This window comes from Acinetobacter defluvii (assembly GCF_001704615.3).
Taxonomy (GTDB): Bacteria; Pseudomonadota; Gammaproteobacteria; order Pseudomonadales; family Moraxellaceae; genus Acinetobacter; species Acinetobacter defluvii.
Window position 1 is genome coordinate 2,334,423 of record NZ_CP029397.2, and the last position, 22,192, is coordinate 2,356,614.

General features: G+C 38.4%; 19 protein-coding genes. 9 read left to right on the top strand and 10 right to left on the bottom strand.

Annotated features, from left to right (window positions below; genetic code table 11):
- Positions 1–215 precede the first annotated feature (215 nt).
- The 4 genes from dapF to DJ533_RS13565 form a co-directional block, all read right to left on the bottom strand.
- Entirely contained in the window at positions 216–1,061 is an 846-nt protein-coding gene (dapF, locus tag DJ533_RS13550; protein WP_065994652.1) for a diaminopimelate epimerase, read from the bottom strand.
- 13 nt (positions 1,062–1,074) lie between these two features.
- The gene (gene lysA, locus DJ533_RS13555) at positions 1,075–2,319 is read right to left on the bottom strand and encodes a diaminopimelate decarboxylase (RefSeq protein WP_065994653.1); all 1,245 of its coding nucleotides are present in this window, start codon (positions 2,317–2,319) and stop codon (positions 1,075–1,077) included.
- 30 nt (positions 2,320–2,349) lie between these two features.
- The gene (lptM, locus tag DJ533_RS13560) at positions 2,350–2,568 is read right to left on the bottom strand and encodes an LPS translocon maturation chaperone LptM (protein WP_065994654.1); all 219 of its coding nucleotides are present in this window, start codon (positions 2,566–2,568) and stop codon (positions 2,350–2,352) included.
- Between the two features lie 145 nt (positions 2,569–2,713).
- On the bottom strand, positions 2,714–4,132 hold the full coding sequence (locus tag DJ533_RS13565; protein ID WP_065994655.1) for an amino acid permease: 1,419 nt from the start codon (positions 4,130–4,132) through the stop codon (positions 2,714–2,716).
- Positions 4,133–4,641: 509 nt separating this feature from the next.
- Between DJ533_RS13565 and radA the strand changes: the two genes are divergently transcribed.
- Positions 4,642–6,030: a DNA repair protein RadA gene (radA, locus tag DJ533_RS13570; protein WP_065994656.1), complete on the top strand. Its 1,389-nt coding sequence runs from the start codon at positions 4,642–4,644 to the stop codon at positions 6,028–6,030.
- A 121-nt stretch (positions 6,031–6,151) separates the two neighbouring features.
- Complete coding sequence (locus tag DJ533_RS13575; RefSeq protein WP_065994657.1) at positions 6,152–7,132, top strand: Tim44 domain-containing protein; 981 nt, start codon at positions 6,152–6,154, stop codon at positions 7,130–7,132.
- Between the two features lie 248 nt (positions 7,133–7,380).
- Here the strand turns inward: DJ533_RS13575 and DJ533_RS13580 are convergent, their stop codons facing one another.
- Both DJ533_RS13580 and lysS read right to left on the bottom strand, forming a co-directional pair.
- Positions 7,381–8,685 carry an IS4 family transposase gene (locus DJ533_RS13580; protein WP_109849248.1) on the bottom strand — a complete coding sequence of 435 codons (1,305 nt, stop codon included), beginning with the start codon at positions 8,683–8,685 and terminating at the stop codon, positions 7,381–7,383.
- A gap of 106 nt (positions 8,686–8,791) precedes the next feature.
- A complete protein-coding gene (gene lysS, locus DJ533_RS13585; RefSeq protein ID WP_065994957.1) occupies positions 8,792–10,318 on the bottom strand; it encodes a lysine--tRNA ligase in 1,527 nt (508 codons plus the stop codon).
- Between the two features lie 117 nt (positions 10,319–10,435).
- On the opposite strand from lysS, the gene DJ533_RS13590 reads away from it, so the two are divergent.
- Both DJ533_RS13590 and DJ533_RS13595 read left to right on the top strand, forming a co-directional pair.
- Entirely contained in the window at positions 10,436–11,149 is a 714-nt protein-coding gene (locus DJ533_RS13590) for a hypothetical protein (protein ID WP_148245838.1), read from the top strand.
- 373 nt (positions 11,150–11,522) lie between these two features.
- The gene (locus DJ533_RS13595; protein WP_171488566.1) at positions 11,523–12,014 is read left to right on the top strand and encodes a YqiA/YcfP family alpha/beta fold hydrolase; all 492 of its coding nucleotides are present in this window, start codon (positions 11,523–11,525) and stop codon (positions 12,012–12,014) included.
- Between the two features lie 68 nt (positions 12,015–12,082).
- On the opposite strand, the gene DJ533_RS13600 is transcribed toward DJ533_RS13595, so the two are convergent.
- Entirely contained in the window at positions 12,083–12,625 is a 543-nt protein-coding gene (locus DJ533_RS13600) for an adenine phosphoribosyltransferase (protein WP_065994894.1), read from the bottom strand.
- A gap of 569 nt (positions 12,626–13,194) precedes the next feature.
- Here DJ533_RS13600 and rubA point away from each other — a divergent pair.
- The 4 genes from rubA to oxyR all read left to right on the top strand — a co-directional run bounded on the left by rubA (position 13,195) and on the right by oxyR (position 16,540).
- On the top strand, positions 13,195–13,359 hold the full coding sequence (gene rubA / locus DJ533_RS13605) for a rubredoxin RubA (protein WP_065994895.1): 165 nt from the start codon (positions 13,195–13,197) through the stop codon (positions 13,357–13,359).
- Positions 13,360–13,434: 75 nt separating this feature from the next.
- Positions 13,435–14,625: an NAD(P)/FAD-dependent oxidoreductase gene (locus DJ533_RS13610; RefSeq protein WP_065994896.1), complete on the top strand. Its 1,191-nt coding sequence runs from the start codon at positions 13,435–13,437 to the stop codon at positions 14,623–14,625.
- A gap of 55 nt (positions 14,626–14,680) precedes the next feature.
- Positions 14,681–15,619, top strand: coding sequence for an esterase EstB (gene estB / locus DJ533_RS13615; protein WP_065994897.1), 939 nt, complete (start codon positions 14,681–14,683; stop codon positions 15,617–15,619).
- A 12-nt stretch (positions 15,620–15,631) separates the two neighbouring features.
- Entirely contained in the window at positions 15,632–16,540 is a 909-nt protein-coding gene (gene oxyR, locus DJ533_RS13620; protein WP_065994898.1) for a LysR family transcriptional regulator OxyR, read from the top strand.
- Between the two features lie 73 nt (positions 16,541–16,613).
- Here the strand turns inward: oxyR and ppk1 are convergent, their stop codons facing one another.
- Positions 16,614–18,695: a polyphosphate kinase 1 gene (gene ppk1, locus DJ533_RS13625; RefSeq protein ID WP_065994899.1), complete on the bottom strand. Its 2,082-nt coding sequence runs from the start codon at positions 18,693–18,695 to the stop codon at positions 16,614–16,616.
- A 124-nt stretch (positions 18,696–18,819) separates the two neighbouring features.
- Entirely contained in the window at positions 18,820–19,494 is a 675-nt protein-coding gene (mtgA, locus tag DJ533_RS13630; RefSeq protein WP_065994900.1) for a monofunctional biosynthetic peptidoglycan transglycosylase, read from the bottom strand.
- A 75-nt stretch (positions 19,495–19,569) separates the two neighbouring features.
- Here mtgA and DJ533_RS13635 point away from each other — a divergent pair, with 75 nt between their 5' ends.
- Positions 19,570–20,382, top strand: a complete 813-nt coding sequence (locus tag DJ533_RS13635; protein WP_065994901.1) for a rhomboid family intramembrane serine protease — start codon at positions 19,570–19,572, stop codon at positions 20,380–20,382.
- A gap of 54 nt (positions 20,383–20,436) precedes the next feature.
- Here the strand turns inward: DJ533_RS13635 and nadB are convergent, their stop codons facing one another.
- Positions 20,437–22,086, bottom strand: coding sequence for an L-aspartate oxidase (nadB, locus tag DJ533_RS13640; RefSeq protein WP_065994902.1), 1,650 nt, complete (start codon positions 22,084–22,086; stop codon positions 20,437–20,439).
- Between the last annotated feature and the right edge of the window lie 106 nt (positions 22,087–22,192).

Genomic DNA, 22,192 nt, shown 5'->3' on the forward strand with positions numbered 1-22,192 from the left:
AAAGCATCATTTAGAATAATCAAAAATAATGTCAATTTTATAAAGTATATCGAGATTATGACAAGCTGTGTTGTGATTGCCTACTTGAGATGTAAAATTTAGGTGATCACAGCCCTATTTTTTAAAACTCCTCTGGGACAAATTTAAATAAAAAACCCCAAATTAATTCAGGGCTTTTAAGATTTTCAAATCTACTTTTTAGCAATAACTACAAATCAACTTTGGAAATATCGTAAGTCCAAACGACCTTCATAGACATTTGCTGTTGGACCTGTCATCCACACCACATCACCTTCTTTCCATTCGATTTGTAACTTACCACCTGCCAACTCGATCTCAACACTATTTGCCAACAAACCACGGCGCATACCAGAAACAGCCGCAGCACAAGCACCTGTACCGCATGCCATGGTTTCACCTACACCACGTTCAAACACACGTAAACGCGCATGTTTTTCATCAATAATTTGCATAAAACCTGCATTAACACGTTGAGGAAAACGTATATGCGACTCAACTTGAGGACCAATTTTAGCAACATCAGCAGTGAGTACATCAGATACAATCGTCACCGCATGCGGATTGCCCATATTCACCACATCAATGGTCAACTGTTCATCATTGGCAAGTGCAATCTCATACAAAGCATCGGCTTCTTCAGCAACAAAAGGAATCTCACTTGGCAGAAACTTCGGATAACCCATATTGACCCGTACCCAACCATTCGCACCAATTTCAGGTTCAACAATGCCTGCACAAGTTTGTACTTTAAACTTGGTCTTATTGGTCAGTTGACGCTCATGTACAAAACGAGCAAAACAACGTACACCATTGCCACACTGCTCAACCTCAGAACCATCTGCATTGAAAATACGGTATTTAAAATCCACATTTGGGAAGTCAGGTGGTTCAACAATTAACAATTGATCAAAACCTACCCCAAAATGACGATCTGCTAAACGGCGAATAGTTGCAGTATCAAAAAAAGCACGTTGACTAATCAGATCCACCACCATGAAATCATTGCCCAGACCATGCATTTTGGTAAATTCTAATAACATTTACACTGACTCCTTAAGGCAATAATTGTTCATTTTCCCACAGAGATTCAATTGTTTCACGCTTACGAATTAAATGTGCTTGATCAGCATCAACCATGACTTCAGCAGCACGACCACGGCTATTATAATTTGAACTCATGACAAAACCGTAAGCACCTGCACCCATGACCGCTAAAATATCATCGGCTTGAATCGCAAGTTCACGCTCTTTCCCTAAGAAATCACCTGTTTCGCAAATCGCACCGACGATGTCCCATGTTTTTGTTTCAACATCAGCATGAGGTCTCACAACTTGAATATCCATCCATGCTTGATACAGTGATGGACGAATCAAATCATTCATCGCTGCATCAATAATGGCAAAATTACGGTGATTGGTCGGTTTTAATAAATCTACTTTGGTCAATAACACCCCTGCATTGGCAGAAATACTACGACCTGGTTCCATATAGACTTTTAAACCGAGTTTTTCCAATGCAGGACGCAGTGCATTGGCATATTCAGCAACGCTTGGCGGTGTCTCATCTTTATACGTCACCCCCAAACCACCACCAATATCGATGTGTTTTAGATGAATACCCAGTTTTTGTAACTGCTCAATCATCGCAATCACACGATCAAGTGCATCCACAAAAGGCTGTGTTTCGGTAAGCTGTGAACCAATATGACAATCAATTCCCACGACATCTAAGTTTGGTAAAGATGCAGCATATTGATAGGTTTCAAAAACTGAATCAGATGGAATCCCAAATTTATTTTCTTTTAAACCCGTTGAAATATAGGGATGGGTTTTTGCATCTACATCAGGATTTACACGTAAAGAAATCGGTGCTTTTTTACCGAACTGTGCAGCAACTTTTTGGATACGATCAAGTTCGGCATAGGATTCAACATTAAAACAAGCAATACCCACTTCTAACGCTTTTTGAATATCTGCTTCTTGTTTACCTAAACCTGAAAAAACAATTTTTGATGGGTCGCCACCTGCGGCTAACACACGTGCCAACTCTCCACCTGTCACAATGTCAAAACCTGAACCCAATTTTACCAATACATTCAGAACCGCAAGATTTGAGTTTGACTTCACCGCAAAACAAATTTGATGATCAATAAAGTCAAATGCTTTATCCATATCCAAATAATGTTTTTCAAACGTTGCTTTAGAATACACATAAAGCGGTGTGCCAAATTGCTGTGCAAGCTGCTCTAAAGAACATTGCTCTGCATGCAATACCTCATTAATGCGGGAAAAACTCATGAATGTATCCTTTCAATGAAAGCTAAAAATTTAATTGGTTGTCGCTTGTGATGCAGTCGGTGCATCAAGCGTTGCCACAACTTTTTGTTCTGAAGTCGTGGTTTTATTTTCTGTATTCGGATAAAGCAAATATTTTGCTCGATTATCATAATTTGGATCATTGGGTAATTGTAAATCACCTGACTGACCACAACCGAGCAAAACAGTAGCCATTGCCATAACACTGATGTAACAAATGACACGACGCATTTGAAGACCTATCTTTTCAATTTTTAAGCAGTATACCTTGATCACACGATTGACCAAAGTATTAAACCGTAAAGCTTAATTTGATAATAAAAAAAACGCCAGTGAATCACTGACGTTTTCTTATGAGAATCTTTGAAATAGTAAATTACTGTTTTTTCTTATAGAAACAGAAATAACCAATTGCCAAAATAATCAACCAAATTGGGCTGACTTTTAAAGCCTCCAAAGTCGTTTCATCTAAAGCAAGGAAATACACTGTGGCAAGGAAAAATAAAATCACCACCCAACACGTCACGACTCCACCTGGAAGCTTAAAAGTCGATTGTGCATGTAATTCAGGTCTATTTTTGCGGTAGTTAATATAACTCCACATAATAATGATCCAAACACAGATAAATAAAATGGTGGATAAAGTCGTTGCCAAAGTAAATGCCGTAACCTCATCATTGGTACCTGTTTGCACTTTATAAACAAACTGTACAAATGCACCAATAAAGATACAGATAGAGGAGAAAATCAACGCTTTTGCAGGTACAGAAGCTTTAGACAATTTTCCAAATAACTTGGGCGCTTGGCGATCTACCGACAAACCAAACAACATACGGCTGGTTGAAAACACACCACTATTCATAGATGACATTACTGAAGATAAAACCACCAAATTCATGATAATGGCAGCAGAAGCAATACCAGCTTGTGAGAAAATATTCACAAATGGACTTACTTTAGGATTGATTTGATCCCACGGTGTTACACACATCACCACAAACAATGCCAAAACATAGAAAATAATGATACGAATTGGAATCGAATTAATCGCTTTAGGTAAATTACGTTTCGGGTCTTGGGTTTCAGCCGCAGTTGTCCCGACTAACTCCACTCCAACAAAAGCGAAAATTGCAATTTGGAAGCCTGCTAAGAAGCCATCCAAACCTTTTGGAAACATCCCATCATGTGTCCACAAGTTTGAAACACTTGCCACTGTGCCTGATTCACTGATAAATCCAGTAAAGATCATCCATAAACCTACTGCAATAAGCACAATAATTGCCGTGATTTTGACCATTGCAAACCAGAACTCCATTTCACCGAACAATTTTACAGTGACCAAGTTCAAGCCCAAGACAAACAGTACAGCAACCGTACTGATCAGTAGCCCTTCTAAAGGACTAAATGACATTCCACCATTAAAAAACTCTAAGTAGTAAATAATGGCAGATAAATCAGCGATACCAATCGTGACCCAACACAGCCAATACGTCCAACCGACAAAATATCCCGCCCAAGGTCCGATCAGATCAGTAGATAAGTCGATAAAAGATTTGTACTGTAAGTTTGACAGCAGTAATTCACCAAGCGCTCGCATGACAAAAAATACCATCAAACCAATGATCATATAAATAAATAAGATCGAAGGTCCTGCAAGACTAATCGTCTTTCCAGACCCCATAAATAAACCTGTCCCAATCGCACCACCAATCGCAATCAATTGTAAATGGCGATTGGATAAGCTCCGTGCAAGCTCCCCATTTTCATGTGAGGATGAATAATTTCCGTTTGACATTTTTTAGATTCATCTTTCATGTTAATTCGCACAAATTAGCGTAATTTTGCAAAAAAATAAAAATAAATTATAAAACTCACAGCTTTCTTCTTCTTAAAATGATGAAAACCATATTCATCTAATACTATTATTTTTCTCAACATATCCAATCAAAATAATTAATCACAATAAAAGTCAATAACTAAATTAAAACCAATTGATTTGAATTTAAAAATATAAAATGACTGACCCGTTTATTAAATCTATCTTAAAAAAGAAACCATTGGAAAAAACAATATGTCACTGTATAGCATTTCATCGACGTCGTAGCATGTTGGGCGATCAGACCTTTCGCTTCAATTCAAATGATCAAGCATAAATCTAATCTATTATTTACACTAAGCATGCATAAAAGAATCATTTTATGCACTTTGCACGACTCAAATAGTCGCTCTTTTTACCTATATGCTGCTGCTACCAACAAAATTATTGTATAGTCAAAATAATGTTTAAGTCTTTATGAAATTACTATGGCTAAAGTAAAAACTGTTTATCGTTGTCAGCAATGTGGTACTGATCATCCGAAATGGGCTGGTCAATGTTCAGATTGTGGCGAGTGGAACAGTCTTACTGAAGTGCGTATTGAGCCTGTGGTGAGCCATCGTGCTAAAGCGATGGGCGGAGGCTATGCAGGACAAGCTGCCAATGTCACCACTTTAAATAAAGTTGCGGTGTCAACCGAAACACGTCTTGCGACAGGTATTGGAGAATTTGACCGTGTCCTTGGCGGGGGATTGGTAACAGGTTCTGTGGTTTTGATTGGCGGTGATCCAGGCATTGGTAAATCTACCATTTTGCTACAAACTGCAACTCATATGGCAGCAGCTAACAGCTCAGCTCTGTATGTCACAGGGGAAGAGTCACTTTCTCAAGTTGCTTTGCGTGCCAATCGTTTAGACTTGCCCACCGATAAGCTTCAAGTCATGGCTGAAACTTGTGTAGAACGTATTTGTGAAACTTTGGCACAGTTACGTCCATCTGTTGCCATTTTAGACTCTATCCAAACCTTATATACTGAAACTTTACAATCAGCACCCGGTGGTGTTTCTCAAATCCGTGAGTCTGCGGCGCTCTTGACTCGTTTTGCCAAAAACAGTGGCACCGCTTTATTTATTGTAGGTCATGTCACCAAAGAAGGGGCTCTTGCAGGTCCTCGTGTTTTAGAACACATGGTGGATTGTGTTTTGTATTTTGAAGGTCAATCTGACTCACGCTATCGTATGATTCGTGCAGTAAAAAACCGTTTTGGTGCGGTAAATGAGCTTGGTGTCTTTGGCATGACTGACAAAGGACTGAAAGAGGTTGCTAATCCTTCAGCAATTTTCCTCAGTCGTTATGATGAAGCTATTCCAGGCTCCGTAGTAATGATCAGCCGTGAAGGCACACGCCCACTTTTGGTCGAAGTGCAAGCCTTGGTCGATGATGCACATGGACAACCTCGTCGGGTTGCTTTAGGCTTAGAACAAAACCGCTTAAATATGTTATTGGCTGTCATGCACCGACATGGTGGTGTGCAAACCTCAGGGCAAGATGTGTATGTGAATGTCGTCGGTGGTCTAAAAATTACCGAAACAGGTTCTGATTTGGCTGTACTACTGGCCTGTGCTTCCAGCTTACGTTCCAAAGCACTCCCACAACAACTTGCAGTCTTTGGTGAGGTGGGATTATCAGGTGAGATACGTCCTGTACCCAATGGTCAGGAACGCTTAAAAGAAGCCATTAAACATGGTTTTAAATACATCATTGTGCCACGTGGCAATGCACCACAAAAAACCATTGCAGGCGTACAAATCATCGCAGTGGCACGCTTACATGAAGCATTAACCGAAGCGATTCAGCTCAGTGATGAGCATGTTTAAATAAATCGTTGCTTTTATGTGAATGTTTGTACAAAAAACTGGCAAGCATTCTTGAAATTTCACCTAAAAAACGGCATATATAAAAGCTCAATTCACATATTATTTCTTGTAGGAAAATTCAATGGAAGTTCGACAGCGTGGTTTAATGGCAGGTGTATTGATGGCTGCCTTGGTTGCTGCACCCTTAGCAGAAGCTAAACGTGCAGGTGGCGGTAAAAGTCATGGTATGAGCCGTTCTACAACTTCGAGTCAGTCTTACTCACAACCTCGACAAACTACGCCTGTACAACAACCAATGCCTGCTCAAAACAGCCAACAAAAGTCAGGTTCTGGTGTAGGTAAAATGGTTGCTGCTGGTGTTGCAGGTGCAGCAGTCGGTGCTATTGCAGCCAATGCAATGGCGGATGACAACAACCAAACACAAACCAATGATGCTGAATTAGCAAAACAACAAGCTGCTCCTGAACAAGAGGAAAAAGGTGGCATACCTAGTTGGATTTGGCTCATTCTAATTGCAGGTGCTGCATTCTTCTTGTTCCGTAAATTCGGTGCAAAAAAAAAATTAGCAGCTTCTAACCCTTATGCACCAAACAATGCAGGACCAAGCACAGCACCATTTGGTCGTTCATCTGCATCACAAAATGGCGATAACACCAATATTTTTGGTCAATCTGTAGCCGGTTCTGCTGCGCAAGCACCATTTGGTGCAGCATCAATGCAAAGTGGTCAGCAATTACCAGATGGTAGTGAACCTGCTGCATTCTTGCGTGTAGCACGCCAACGTTTTAATCATATTCAATCCATGAACACTGCAAGTAACATTAGTGAGATTCAGCGTTATTTAACGCCTGATCTTTATCAGTCTATGTATAGCGATATCATGGCAAACCAAGATCAAGATGTTGCTGAGTTTTCTAACTTAAATGCGATGGTGACTGATTCAGCGACAGAAAATGGTCAATATGTCGTCAGTGTTCGTTTTACAGGAACTGTTAGCGAAGACTTGAACAGTCAAGCTGTTCCATTTACAGAAATCTGGCACTTTGTAAAACCAGTTGGTTCTACACAAGATTGGCTGGTTGCTGGTATTCAACAAGCTTGATAAATGTCATGTATTCACATGATTGAAGCATATAAGTATTTTAAAAACCGAGTAATATCATTGCTCGGTTTTTTCATTGTCTTTGCTATAGAGTGAAACTGAAATAAACATGAGAAATACAAAAATAACTCGATTGATTTTACATATTATTTAAATTAAAAACAAAAACTTATCTGCAAAAATTCAAAATCTTTCATTTATTTACTATAAAAGCAAAAAAGCCACTGTTGTCAGTTAATGCCAGTCAGTTAAGAAATTGACTGGCATTTTCTTGGATATTTTTGTGCTTTAATTTTCACGACTCGTGAACATTCTCTCTGCCTTTTTTCAGGTAATACAAATATTTTTGATTGTTCAAATAATTGTGCTAAATGTTTAGGTAAGTTTCCTGCTGACTCTAAAGGCGTATGTCTTAAGATATTGATAATACCTATGGATGCAATATGGAAACTGATCCTTAAAGGACTGACATTTGCATGTTGGGCGATAAATTTCATCTGTCGTCTCAAAATATTATAAGCTATAAATACACCCCACAATTCTTGATACACCAAATCAGGTTGCTTACTTCTTAAAACCTTTGAATCCTGTAAATCACTTTTAATTTCTCGATAACACATTTCTATTTCCCAACGCTGCATATAAAGCATCGCAAGGTCTTTGAATGGATACGCTTTAGAATCTGTCAATGATGTAATGTAACGCCTCGTTTTTCCTGCATATTCAACTTCAAGCAAACGGGCTTCCCAATAATCACCTAATGCTGGATTGATCTTTTTTGCTCTTGGTGAAACAGGCATTTTTATCTGAAAGTCATGGGCGGCATTATTGTGAATAACTTCATAACGAAGGTTATCTTTTGCACGCATCAACCAATGACTTTCTTCTGCCTGAGATTGCCAACTCACTAAAAAATCAGCAGAGAAGTAAGCACGATCAAATAAGGTAATACTATGAGCAGGTGCTTTTAATTGACTAGCTAAGGTTAATTCACCTTGATCCATACTGCCAATTTGGGCATCGATCATTTCATGTGTATTGGTATTCACAAGACAAGTTGCTCTAACTTGTGGATAAGGAACAACTGCTGTTTTCCCTTTAGAAGAGCCAAAGTGCTTAAAGTTTTCTTCGGTATGAGGCATAGACCAAACCACGCCGTCTACAGCACAAACGCACAGACCATGAAAGTTATTATATTGTTGTTGTGAGTCTTTAAGCCATGCCTGACTTAATGTTGAAAATAAAGCACTCATAGGTTCTAAACCTAAGCGCTGTCTTGCCTGTACCGATGCACTAGGTACACAGTATTCTGTTGTACCGAAAACAAGTTGTAATTGCTGAACTACATACCAAATTGGTTGGTTTCGAAATAGAGCAAGTCCAATGACTAACCAAACAACATGTTCAGCAGGAAGTTTTCTTTTTCGAATGGATGCTTTACCTGTTTGATTTAAGCAATCTTCAATCCAGTTTAAATCAATTAACTCACTAAATTGAGAAAGTGAAGGCAAGGTTTGTTGTAATGTTATATCTAAATTCTGAGATAATTTCATAAAAAAAAGAGCGTATTTACATACACTCTTTTTACAGCATTTTAACTTTTTTTGCTTAACTGACTGGCATTACTGTTGTCAGTGGCTTTTTTATTTATATCAAAATTTAGTTTTTATGACGCATATGTGGAAATAAAATTACATCACGAATACTTGCAGCATTTGCAAAAAGCATCACCAAACGGTCGATCCCGATGCCTTCCCCTGCTGTAGGCGGTAAACCATATTCTAATGCTTCGATAAAGTCTGCATCATAATGCATTGCTTCATCATCACCCGCATCTTTTTCTTCTACTTGCGCTTGGAAACGTTCTGCTTGGTCGATCGGGTCATTTAATTCTGAGAAACCATTTGCCAACTCACGACCACCGATGAAGAATTCAAAACGATCGGTAATATGTGGATTATCATCATTACGACGTGCAAGTGGAGACGTTTCCGCAGGATATTCAGTAATGAAGGTCGGCTGACGTAACTTGGTTTCTACTGTTTCTTCAAATACGATGGTTTGAAGTTTACCTAAACCAAAGCCTGGTTTTACTTGCTCTTTCAGTTCATTTTTAACGAAGTCTGCAAGGAAGTCACGATCACCCACATTTTCAGGTGTGAACTGTGGATTGTGTTCCAAAATCGCATCAAACATTGAGATTTTCTTAAATGGACCTTTGAAGCTATATACTTCTTCACCATAAGGCACATCGGTTGAACCCAAGATATCGATTGCTAATTTTTCAAGCATGTTTTCAGTCAAAGCCATTAAGTCTTTGTAATCTGCATAGGCTTGGTAGAATTCAATCATGGTGAATTCTGGGTTATGACGGGTAGAAACACCTTCATTACGGAAGTTACGGTTAATTTCGAATACACGCTCGAAACCACCTACCACCAAACGTTTCAAATAAAGCTCAGGCGCAATACGTAAGAACAATGGCATATCTAAAGCATTATGATGTGTTTCAAATGGACGTGCAGATGCACCCCCTGGAATCACATGCATCATTGGTGTTTCAACTTCCATGAAACGTTCGTTAGTTAAATATGAACGAATACCTGACACCACTTTGGCACGTATCTCAAAAGTTTTACGGGTTTCTTCATTCACGATTAAATCTAAATAACGTTTACGATATTTCGCTTCAGTATCAGATAAACCATGGAATTTATCTGGAAGTGGGCGTAGTGATTTAGTCAGTAATTCGAAATGTTCAATATGAACATACAGATCACCTTTACCTGAACGACCGATATAACCTTCTACCGCAATAATATCGCCAAGGTCTAAGCTTTTAATTGTGTTTAATACTTCAGGCGCAAGTTCTTTACGTGCAACATATAACTGAATACGACCTGTCATGTCCTGAATCACGATGAATGAACCACGGTTCAACATCACACGACCCGCCACTTTTACATAAACTTTATCACCAGCTTCAATTTGTTCTTTAGATTGATCAGCGAATTGGTCTTGTAAATCTTGGGCATAATGTTCACGCTTAAAGGTGTTTGGCCATGGGCTAACACCTGTTTCCTTAGCGTGATCTTGAATTTGCTTGAGCTTGGCATGACGCTGTGCAATTAAATCGTTTTCGGAAATGTGTTGTTCAGAAGTCGATTGAGCGTTGTGTTGCGTCATCTCTGCCTCAAATTTTTTATCAATAAACGGAAGTTGCATAGCATAGCAGATTTACAACATAATAAGCAGCATACAATCACAGCAATTTCTAATAAAGCCTACTTAAATATTCAACCTATGTCTAAATTCTCTATTATTTTTTTAAGCAACTTAATTTTCATAACAGCTGCATGGGCGACTGAGCAAAATAATTCCAATCAAACAATTACTTCCGCACCAAGCCTCCACACTTTAAATAGACTGGAACACACCAATTTAAACACTGAAGATTATGTTTGGAAAATTGAACTCATTGCTGACCCTGAACATAAAGGCATTTCCCACAAATTACTCAATCCAAACCCCAAATTCCCAATGTTAGATCAACGTGCTTTAGAACTGGCACAAAATTATCGATATGAAGAACTCGAAAAGTTAAAGCAAATGTCGCTTGAGCAATATGAAAGCTCTATGAAGAATACTGTGCAACCTACAACCAGCTATATTTTAAATATTCAATTTCCCTTGGGTATCGCTTGGAAAAAACAACCCCGTTTCCAACGTTTAGCGGAGATTTCAGCAAAATTTTGTAAACTGCGAGAAGATGATCCTTTTTACGAACAAGCTGTGATCCGTAAAGATCGTAGTTATATCTTTAAAACTAAACTTTTTGTAAACAGCAATGGTGTTGTGAATACTGTCAATTTACTCAATCCTTCATCAGATACAACCTTAAATAATTTAGTCTATAAGGAGCTAATTTCTTCACAATTTCACCCCTATAATGAAAATGGAATACCTACACATTTTGAAGCTGAGCAACCTATACAGTTAGTCTGCCCACAAAGATAAATAATCTAAAAACATCACCCTTTATACCTAGAACTTTAGTCTGAGCTTTATATCTCACTCAGCATTTTAGTAAATCCACATCATCAAAAACTTTTTACTTATGCTTAAAGCAATACTATTTCAAAACCCATAAAAACTATTAAAACAAATATTTAGATAAATTTTTAGCTAAAAAAATATTAGCTCATCCGCATTTTTTAGATCAACCAGCAAAAACTAAAATGCTTCTGCGAAAGCCTTAGACCAAAATCTAACTATATTTTCAAAAGATGATGCGTACAATATTTTTAGAAATAGTTGAAAAATAAACTATATCAACCCGACTCTCTTTGTGAAAAAAGACAGTTTTAACGTGATAAAAATGAATATGTATATGTCAAAAATATTATTTATGCATGGGCTTGATTCGTCCAAAGATTCAACTAAGTTTCATGCACTAAATGCTACACAAAAGTATTGTATTGATATTGATTATCGCAATTTAAATTATGACACAGTGGCAGAGCTATATCAGGATATTATCCAAAAAATTCAACCTAAACTTATTGTCGGGCATAGTTTAGGCGGTTATTGGGCATTAAAAATGTCACAAGTTTTTCGTATTCCTGCCATCGTTGCCAATCCAAGCTTACATCCTGATTTTCGAGCAGATTACGCACCGATCACAGAGTATGATTTAGAACATGATATTCCACAAACAGCATATATAGAATTAGGTGATGAAATTCTTGATATGTATGAAACTTCAAATATTTTAGAACCTTATATGTATGTAGAAATGATGCAAGGTGGACATCACCGCTTAGCATCACCTGAAAATTTAAATCACATGATTAAATATATGCAAGATACTTTTGTCATATAAAAAGCCTTGCAAGCATATACTCACAAGGCTTTAAAAATTATTTTAGAATGATTAACTTAACAACTTAATTAAGCAACTGCAGCTTCAGGTTTAGATTGTTCATCTAACACAGACCAAATATTTAAACCAAGATCACCATGCAAATCTTGCAAATCGAGGAAAATACTTGCACCTAATACAGTATGATTACACTTATTCATCAACTGTTTTACCGCTTTTAAAGTACCGCCTGTTGCCAATACGTCATCCACAATCATGACTTTTTGTGGCTGAATTTCTGCTGACATTTCTAGACGATCTAAACCATATTCAAGGCTATATCCGACACCGATCACAGGTGGTGGTAATTTTCCAGCTTTACGCACCAACAATAAACCCTTGCCTGTACGCTGTGCCAATAAGCTTGCTAAAACAAAACCACGTGCTTCTACAGCCACAAAACTTTCAACTTGTGCAAGCTGTTCTGTAGGAATACTTGCAATTAATGCATCGGTGAGTGGTTCAAGATTTTTCATGAAAAGTGGTGTTAAATCATAAAAACAAATCCCAGGTTTTGGGAAATCTTGGACAGTACGAATATGAGACCACAAAGCTGTAGACATGTTCATCATTGGGAGAGTGTATCAAGAAAAGAATGACCTAATTTTAACCAGAATATGGATATTTTTAAAGTCACTAAATCAATGAAAAATCAGTTCATTTTTATAAGTTATTGATTTAACAATGGTCATTTATTTACTAAATGTTAACTATTGATTATTTTAATCACATTATACTAAAAAATCTTATAGAAAGCTGTTAGACCATCGTCTAAATACTACCATTTTCACTTAATTTATCCTGAATAAAAAAATGCAAGATAAAATAGCTTTTCATTTTCAATTAAGACGCAGCATCCCCCCAAAACTTAACAAATGCGCTAAAACTTAAAATTAAATTTATGATTGTCTAACAAAAACACCCTAAATTTGCCCAAACAACCGTGCTTTTGTCCTACTCTGCCATTCAGCTTTAGGATTAGTTCGGTAAACTCCCATATTTATTTTACATTCGTTCTTGAACTACGTAAAAATTTGTTTGAATATGTACCTATTGCAATGCATATCACTCGCATCAAAGTAATAGCAAGATTTGTGACTGACAGCAAATACAAGCCATCTGTCAGATTTTGGAGAATTAGATGAAAAAATATCAATGCATCGTTTGTGGTTGGATTTATGACGAAGCAGAAGGCTGGCCACAAGATGGCATCGCAGCAGGTACAAAATGGGAAGACATTCCCGATGACTGGACGTGCCCAGATTGTGGCGTGTCTAAAGCCGATTTTGAAATGGTAGAAGTATAATCAGCCCGTAAAAGACCATGTTTACATGGTCTTTTTTATCACTTGTATAAGATTAAAAGTAGTATGGAGAATGATATGCAACCAGTTGTCATCATAGGTTCAGGCATGGCGGGTTATACCCTAGCAAGAGAATTTCGTAAATTAAACACAGAACAAGAACTTGTGATGATTTGCGCAGATGATGCGGTGAATTATGCAAAACCTACGCTTTCTAACGCTTTAGCAGGCAATAAAGTCCCTGACCAAATTGGCTTAGGTGATGCAGTAAAAATGGCAACCCAGCTCAATATGCGTATTGAAACTGAAACTTGGGTCAAATCAATTGATGCAGAAAAACATCAACTAACGCTTGAAAAAGATGGTCAAGTATCAACACAAGATTATTCAAAATTGATTTTAGCTGTGGGTGCAAATCCGATTCGCCTTGCGATCGCTGGTGACGGTAGCGATGATATTCATGTAGTGAACTCCCTGATGGACTATCGTGCCTTCCGTGATTCACTCGATAATTGCTCAACAGGCGAATGCGATGATAAACGTGTTGTTATTTTAGGTGCAGGCTTAATTGGTTGTGAGTTTGCCAATGATTTACAAAATACAGGACATCAAGTCACAGTAATTGATTTAGCGCCTCAACCTTTGGGTCGCCTATTACCGAATCATGTTGCACAAGCATTTAAACAAAATCTTGAAGAATCAGGCATTAAATTTGCCCTTGGTACCACTGTAGAAAAAGTGTCTAAAACTGAACGTGGTTATGTGATTTCTTTAGCAAATGGTCAATCCTTGGTTGCCGATGTTGTACTTTCTGCAATTGGTTTACAGCCAAATATTAACCTTGCTAAAACTGCAAATATTGCAACCAGTCGTGGTGTGATTACCAATACCTTATTAGAAACCAACCAAGCCGATATTTATGCAATTGGGGACTGTGCAGAAGTTAATGGCACTTTACTGCCATATGTTATGCCCTTGATGCAACAAGCACGTGCCTTAGCCAAAACCTTAAGTGGTCAAAGCACCAATGTCCACTACCCAGCAATGCCTGTAGCAGTAAAAACACCTGCTGCGCCACTAACCGTCTTGCCTGCACCAATTGGCGTGGATGTCACTTGGGACAATGAAGAGTTTGACGATGGCATGTTATCAAAAGCAACCGATGCTGAAGGTACACTTCGTGGTTTTGTACTTTTAGGTGCAACTGCAGGTAAACAACGCTTAGCACTCACTAAACTTGTGCCAGACCTTATTCCAGTCTCTGCTTAACGCTCTAGGTTAAGGATGCTCTAAAAACAGAACATCCTTTTTAGGAAAATAAAAAATGAATAGCGCACTCCAATTTCAAAGCTCTCCATACACCGCTTTTATGCAAGAAACCAAAGTCGATTTAGGCAATGGTATTCAACTGCATGTCGAATCTGGAGGTGATCCTAAAAACCCAACGATCCTGTTAGTGATGGGCTTGGGTGCGCAAATGTTATTTTGGCCTGATTTTTTTTGTAAGTCATTGATTGATCAAGGCTATCATGTCATTCGTTTTGACAATCGAGATATCGGTCTATCTTCCAAAATTCGTCATAAAGGTCCACGATTAAATTCATATAAATTAATGGGAAGATTTGCATTAGGTTTGCCTAATGATGGCGCACCTTATAACTTATATGATATGGCAGATGATGTAGCACTTTTAATTGATCATTTGGGCTTAGGTAAAGTCAATATTTTAGGTGCATCTATGGGCGGTATGATTTCCCAAATTTTAGCTGCCAAATATCCTGAAAAAATTGAAAAAGTGGGTTTGTTATTTACCAGTAATAATCAACCCTTACTTCCCCCACCATTTCCAAAGCAACTCTTTAGTTTGATAGGTAAACCTGAATCACATGATGAAGATGGCATTATTAACCATTCACTAAAAGTTTTTAAAACCATCGGCTCACCGGGTTATATTAATCAAATGGAAGCGATGCAGATCGCACGTAAATTATATCAACGTAGTTACCATCCAGCGGGTGTACTTCAACAGTTTTTAGCAATATTATGTACAGGCTCATTACTGCAATTAGATAAGCAAATTCAACAGCCAACTTTGGTAGTACATGGCTCACGCGATCGTTTACTGCCCCCTAGTCACGGCAAAGCTGTGGCAAAGGCAATCAAAGGCGCTAAATTTGAATTAATTCAAGGAATGGGGCATGATATACCTCCGCACTTTATTCCTCAGCTTAGCGGTTTATTTGCGCATCATTTTAAATCATAAAATTAGGACACTATGGCTGCATTACCATCCCTAAGACAGCTGTCATATCTCGTAACACTGTCTGAGACGTTGCACTTTACTGAAGCAGCGCGCCGTTCGTTTGTCACTCAATCTACCCTTTCGGGTGGGATTATGGAGTTAGAACGTTTATTGGGTGGCGTACTCGTTGAACGTGATCGCCAAAATGTACGTTTAACCCCGTTAGGCGAGCAAGTCGTTGCCCGAGCCCGTGTTCTACTCGCTGATGCTCAAGACTTGATGCGTTTAAGTCGTGAAATGAGTGAGCCTTTAACTGGTGATTTACATCTCGGGATTATTCCAACGATTGCACCGTTTATTTTGTCGCAACTTTTGAATGAAGTTCATAAGCAACTTCCCAAAATTCAATTACATTTGCATGAAGCACAAAGTGAAAAAATCGTAGAAAAACTTGAGCATGGTAATTTAGACATGGTTATGTTGGCGCTACCATTTGACACACGCGGTTTAAAAGTGGCAGAGATCGCAAAAGAGAATTTATTTTTGGTGTGCAATAAAGCTGACCAAAATACAGCCAATGCTCGTACTTTAGATGATTTAGACTTATCTCATCTCATGTTACTTGAAGAAGGTCATTGCCTACGAGATCATACCTTGAGTGCTTGTCCAATTGGTGAGCGTAAAAATGATCATCGCTTAAAAGCAAGCTCTTTGCCGACATTGGTTGAAATGGTAAATTCTAATTTAGGCTTTACTCTTCTACCTGAAATCGCTGTTCATACGCATATGCTCAAAAGCAATCAACAACTGATTGTTAAGTCGATTGAAAATGCACCTTCTCGTACTTTGGCATTAGTGACACGTAAAAGTACACCACTGCAAAGTGAGTTTGATGTCTTAGTACAAATTTTACAAAAGATTATTGCTGTAGAATTACACTAATCTTGAAATTATTTTTAAGATTTAATACATCATTCACAAAAAATGGAGTCATTTGACTCCATTTTTTTAAAGCTTAATTCTGTTTAAATGCCTCGATCAATGCTCTTTGAGAATTATGCAACTCCTCACCTTCTTTTGGCTCAGCACGAACCCAATGGCCATCCCCTTGTAACAACCAAGCTTGTTGATTATCTTCTAAATAATTCAATAAACCTTGTTGGTAAATACGTTTCTTCAATGCTGGATCTTCGATAGGGAAACAAACTTCCACACGATTAAATAAATTACGATCCATCCAGTCCGCACTTGAACAATAAATTCGTGCGTTACCATTATTACTAAAATAGTAAACACGGGTATGCTCTAAGAAACGTCCCACAATCGAACGTACACGGATATTTTCCGAAAGGTTTGGTAAGCCTGGACGCAAGCAGCAAATTGAACGGATAATCAAATCAATTTGTACACCAGCTTGCGATGCTTCATAGAGCTTATTAATTAACTGAACTTCAGTTAAGGCATTGACTTTCACAATAATTTGCGCAGCTTTACCCACTTTCGCATTGGCAATTTCATCATCAATAAAAGCCAAAAGTTGCGCATGCAGTGTAAATGGTGCATGAAGAAGCTTTTTCAGCTTCGCCATTTTGCCCATACCTGTCAGTTCTTGGAAAATGCGATGTACATCCTCACACAACTCTTTGTCTGTGGTCATCAAACCATAGTCGGTATAGATTCGGGCATTGGTCGCATGATAGTTACCTGTACCCAAATGCACATAACGCACCAATTTGTTGTTTTCTCGACGCACCACCAAAATCATTTTGGCATGGGTTTTATAACCAACAATGCCATACACTACGACTGCGCCCGCTTCTTGTAAGACATTTGCTACTGCGATATTCGATTCTTCATCAAAACGAGCACGTAACTCGATCACAGCAGTCACTTCTTTGCCATTTCGAGCAGCTTCGGCAAGCACTTGCACAATTTCTGAATCTGCCCCACTACGATATAAAGTTTGCTTAATCGCCAATACTTGTGGATCACGTGCCGCTTCACGTAATAAGTTGATGACTGGTGCAAAAGACTCAAATGGATGATGCAGTAAAATGTCTTGTTTTTGCATTGCTGCAAAAATATTTTCAGTCTTTTTTAATACTTTTGGAATTGCAGGAATATGTGCATCATAACGCATATGTGGTCGTTTAAAGTTTGAGACCAAACGTGCCAAATTCACAGGTCCATCGACCTTATAAAGCTGTTCTTCTTCTAAATCAAACTCATCCAACAAATATTCATAGATATGCTGAGGACAGTTTTCCGTCACTTCTAAACGAACTGCACGACCAAAACGACGTGAGCTGAGTTCACCCTTCAGTGCTTTAGCAAGATCCTCCACATCTTCATTCAACGCCAAATCAGCATTTCGAGTAACACGGAATTGATAACAACCGGTTGCAGTCATCCCAGGGAACAAGTCAGATACATGCTCATGAATAATCGCAGACAACATTACAAAGTGCTCTTTGCCACCTGTGAGTTCATCAGGTAAACGCACCACACGCGGCAATGAACGTGGTGCAGGTACAACCGCAAGGTCAATCTGACGACCAAATGCATCTTTACCTTCCAAAGTCACAATAAAATTTAAGCTTTTATTGACTAAGCGTGGAAATGGATGCGCTGGATCAAGACTGATCGGTGTTAATACAGGAGCAACTTGTTCTTGAAAGTATTTTTTAACCCATGCAGATTGTGCAGGTGTCAACTCGCCACGACGTAAAAAACAAATGTCTTCTTCACGCAATTTTGGGAAGATTTCATCATTTAAAATACGATATTGACGTTCGATCGCCGCATGTGCAGTTTTTGAAATAGACTCTAATACTTGTTTTGGTGTCAGACCATCTGGACTTCGGCTTTCATTCCCCAAAGCCAATTGTTCCATCACACCAGCAACACGGATTTCAAAAAATTCATCCATATTCCGTGAAAAGATCAATAAAAAATTCATCCGATCTAATATCGGATGTAAAGGGTCAACTGCTTGCTCTAATACACGTAAATGAAAGTCTAAAATTGACAATTCACGGTTAATATAGCGTTCATTATAGGTATATTCAGCTGGTGGATTATTTGGTGCGCTACTCATGCAACTCGCCTGCATTTAAAGATCTTTCTATTAGTATGCTTCAATTTTGTGACAATTTCATAAAAAAGTGCAATTAGCTGCACTTTTAAAAGATAAATTTATTTGTATTGCAATGTCTTAACAACTAATTCGGTATGCGGGTTGAACGCATATATTTTAAGATCAATCCTTTTCGATAATTCAATTTACGATCATCTGGATGCTCTTGATAATATTTAGGATTTGTCAAAATAGCCGCCAAAAATGCCGCTTGTTCACGGGTCAAACTTTTGGCAGTTTTTCCATAATAATGCCGTGTTGCAGCTTCCACCCCATAAATGTGATCGCCAAACTCGACCGAGTTCATATACACTTCTAAAATGCGCTGTTTTGACCACATGCGTTCCATCATGATGGTGGCAATGGTTTCTTGACCTTTACGAATATAAGAACGACGATTATAAAAAAATAGATTTTTCGCCAACTGCTGTGAGATAGTCGAACCACCAGCAACCACTTTTTCCTTTTTCATATTACGTTCAAGCGCATTTTCGATACCATCCCAGTCAAAACCATGATGATCGAGAAATTTAGCATCTTCAGCAGCCACAATCGCATGTTTGAAATTATCGCTGATCTCATCATAATCACGCCATTGATGCTTGATCGGTTTAAAATCTGACAAATAAGTCCAACGCATAAACATGGTCGTTTCGACAGGATTGCTACGCCAATACACCAAACTTGAAAAAATCCACAACTGAATCAAAATAAGAATACTGACAATGATTAACAAACTACGAACAATAAAGGCTTTCATGTCAGTCAGTTACTCCAAATTCAAGAAAAATTCATGTTAAGCTTAAGTGCATAACAACGCACAGAATATAATGTTATGTCAGAAATGCAACCACCTTTCCAAGTCCAACCACGTCAAGCCATAGGTAAAATCACCTTACTATTAATCATCATCAATGTAGGTTTATTTGCTTGGCAAATTATTTCAGGGGTCAACATAAACAACCCAAGTATTCGGGATGCATTACTCTGGGGAGCAGATTATGCACCTTTAACCTTTTTAGAAGAACCTTTTCGTTTATTTAGTAGCATGTTTTTCCATTTTGGTTTGATGCATTTGGGCTTCAACATGTGGGCATTGTATATTTTTGGCAATATTGCTGAGGAAACTTTTGGTAAGTTTTATTATCTAGGCTTGTATGTACTTGCAGGTTTGATGGGGAGTTTACTTAGTGGTTATGTTGATATTCAAAATGCCTATACCTTTTTACAAACGCATGATCAAAGCATGATTCCTCGTGTATCTGCAGGTGCATCAGGTGCAGTGATGGGACTCGGTGGTGCGCTTACTTTATTATCACTCTTTCCACCGACGCCGCAGCAACGTTTTATTTTAGATAAAAAATCCCTTTTAATCATTTTAGCGATTAACCTTGCCTTTGGCTTCTTTACTCAAGGTATCAATAATGCTGCACACATTGGTGGCATGATGATGGGTGCAGTCTTGGCATTATTGTGGTATGTAACCCAACGTAACAAATCCAATCCTATCATTAATATTGTGATTCTGATTGTGGGTGCTGTTACAACTTATCTAATCTACTTATATTTACAACAATTGATTCAACCACCACTGACATATTTATGGAAAGATGCAGTGATCCAAATGAAAGGCCAGTTGAAGTTTTAAATGCATCTTAAAGTTAAGGAAATAGCCTGACAATAGACTATTTCCTATTTCAAGTTAAAGCTGCTCTTGGCTATTGACCAAAGGTGTTTCTACTTTAAAGTTTGGTGGCGTGAGTACAGTTTTGCGTAGCTCACTTGATTGTTCCGGATAATCCAACGTGTAATGTAAACCACGAGATTCTTTACGTTGCATCGCACAACGTACAATCATTTCTGAAACCAAGACCAAATTACGTAGCTCGATCAAATTTTTACTGACGTGATAATCTTGATAATATTCAGTAATTTCCTGTTTCAGCATTTCTATACGATGCAGTGCGCGTTCTAAACGCTTAGTAGTGCGCACGATGCCGACATAATTCCACATGGTCTGACGCAGCTCATCCCAATTTTGCAAAATCACCACGTCTTCATCAGGACTTACCGCTTGTGTCGCATCCCATTCAGGGACATTTGGGACTTCAAAAGAGTGATCAAATTTTTCTTGAATATCTTTTGCAGCACTCATGCCATAGACAAAACATTCTAATAAAGAATTACTTGCCATACGGTTTGCGCCATGTAAACCTGTATATGAGGTTTCCCCAATCGCATATAAACCTGCAATATCGGTTTCACTATTCTCATCCACAACTACACCACCACAAGTATAGTGCGCTGCAGGAACCACAGGAATCATATCTTTGGTAATGTCGATACCCAACTCCATCAAACGTGCATATAAAGTTGGGAAATGGTCTTTCACAAAATCCGCAGATTTATGGCTTATGTCGAGCCACACATGACGGATACCTAAACGTTTAATTTCATAATCAATCGCACGTGCTACGATATCACGTGGCGCAAGCTCTGCACGTTCATCAAAACGCAGCATAAAGCGTTCGCCATCAGGTAAGCGTAAATAAGCACCTTCACCACGCATGGCTTCAGTGATCAAAAATGAACGTGCTTGTGGATGGTATAAACAAGTCGGATGAAATTGGTTAAATTCCATATTCGCAACTCGGCAGCCTGCACGATATGCCATCGCGATACCATCACCCGTAGCAATATCAGGGTTAGAAGTATATAAATACGCTTTCATTGCGCCACCACATGCAAGTGCGGTGAAAGGCGCTAAAAAAGTATGTACTTTTTCATTACGCTCATCCAGTGCATACAAACCCAAAGCTTTATTTACCCGTGCTTTATGCCCTAATTTGTGCGTCGTAATCAGATCAATTGCAATATAATTTTCAAAAATCGTAATATTGGATTTTTCTTGGGCACGTTCAACCAATGTCGTTGAAATGGCTTTGCCCGTTGCATCTGCCGCATGAATAATACGGCGCTGTGAATGCCCACCTTCACGGGTCAGATGTAGTTGTTCATCCTCATCTAAGGTGAATTTCACGCCATGTTCAAGTAAAAAATCAACAGATGGTCGACCTCCTTCAACAGTTTGCTTCACTGCATCCATTTCACATAAATGTGCACCTGCAATCATAGTGTCATCTATATGTTGTTCAATAGAATCAGTCTCATCAAGCACAGCCGCAACACCACCTTGGGCATAATAAGTACTGGCATCGGTTAAGCTTGATTTGGCTAAAACAGCAATTTTAAAATGTGTTGGCAAAGATAAAGCTAGGCTTAAACCTGCGCCACCACTTCCCACAATAATCACGTCAAATTGATGCGTGGTTTTTAAATTAGACATGTCCATCAGCTAATTTGAAAAGAGTTTAGTAATGACACTCTTTTTTTTAGTAAATTTCAATAGTTATAAGTCTCAGATTTGAGTCTATTCGGCAAATTCATCATATTTTAAG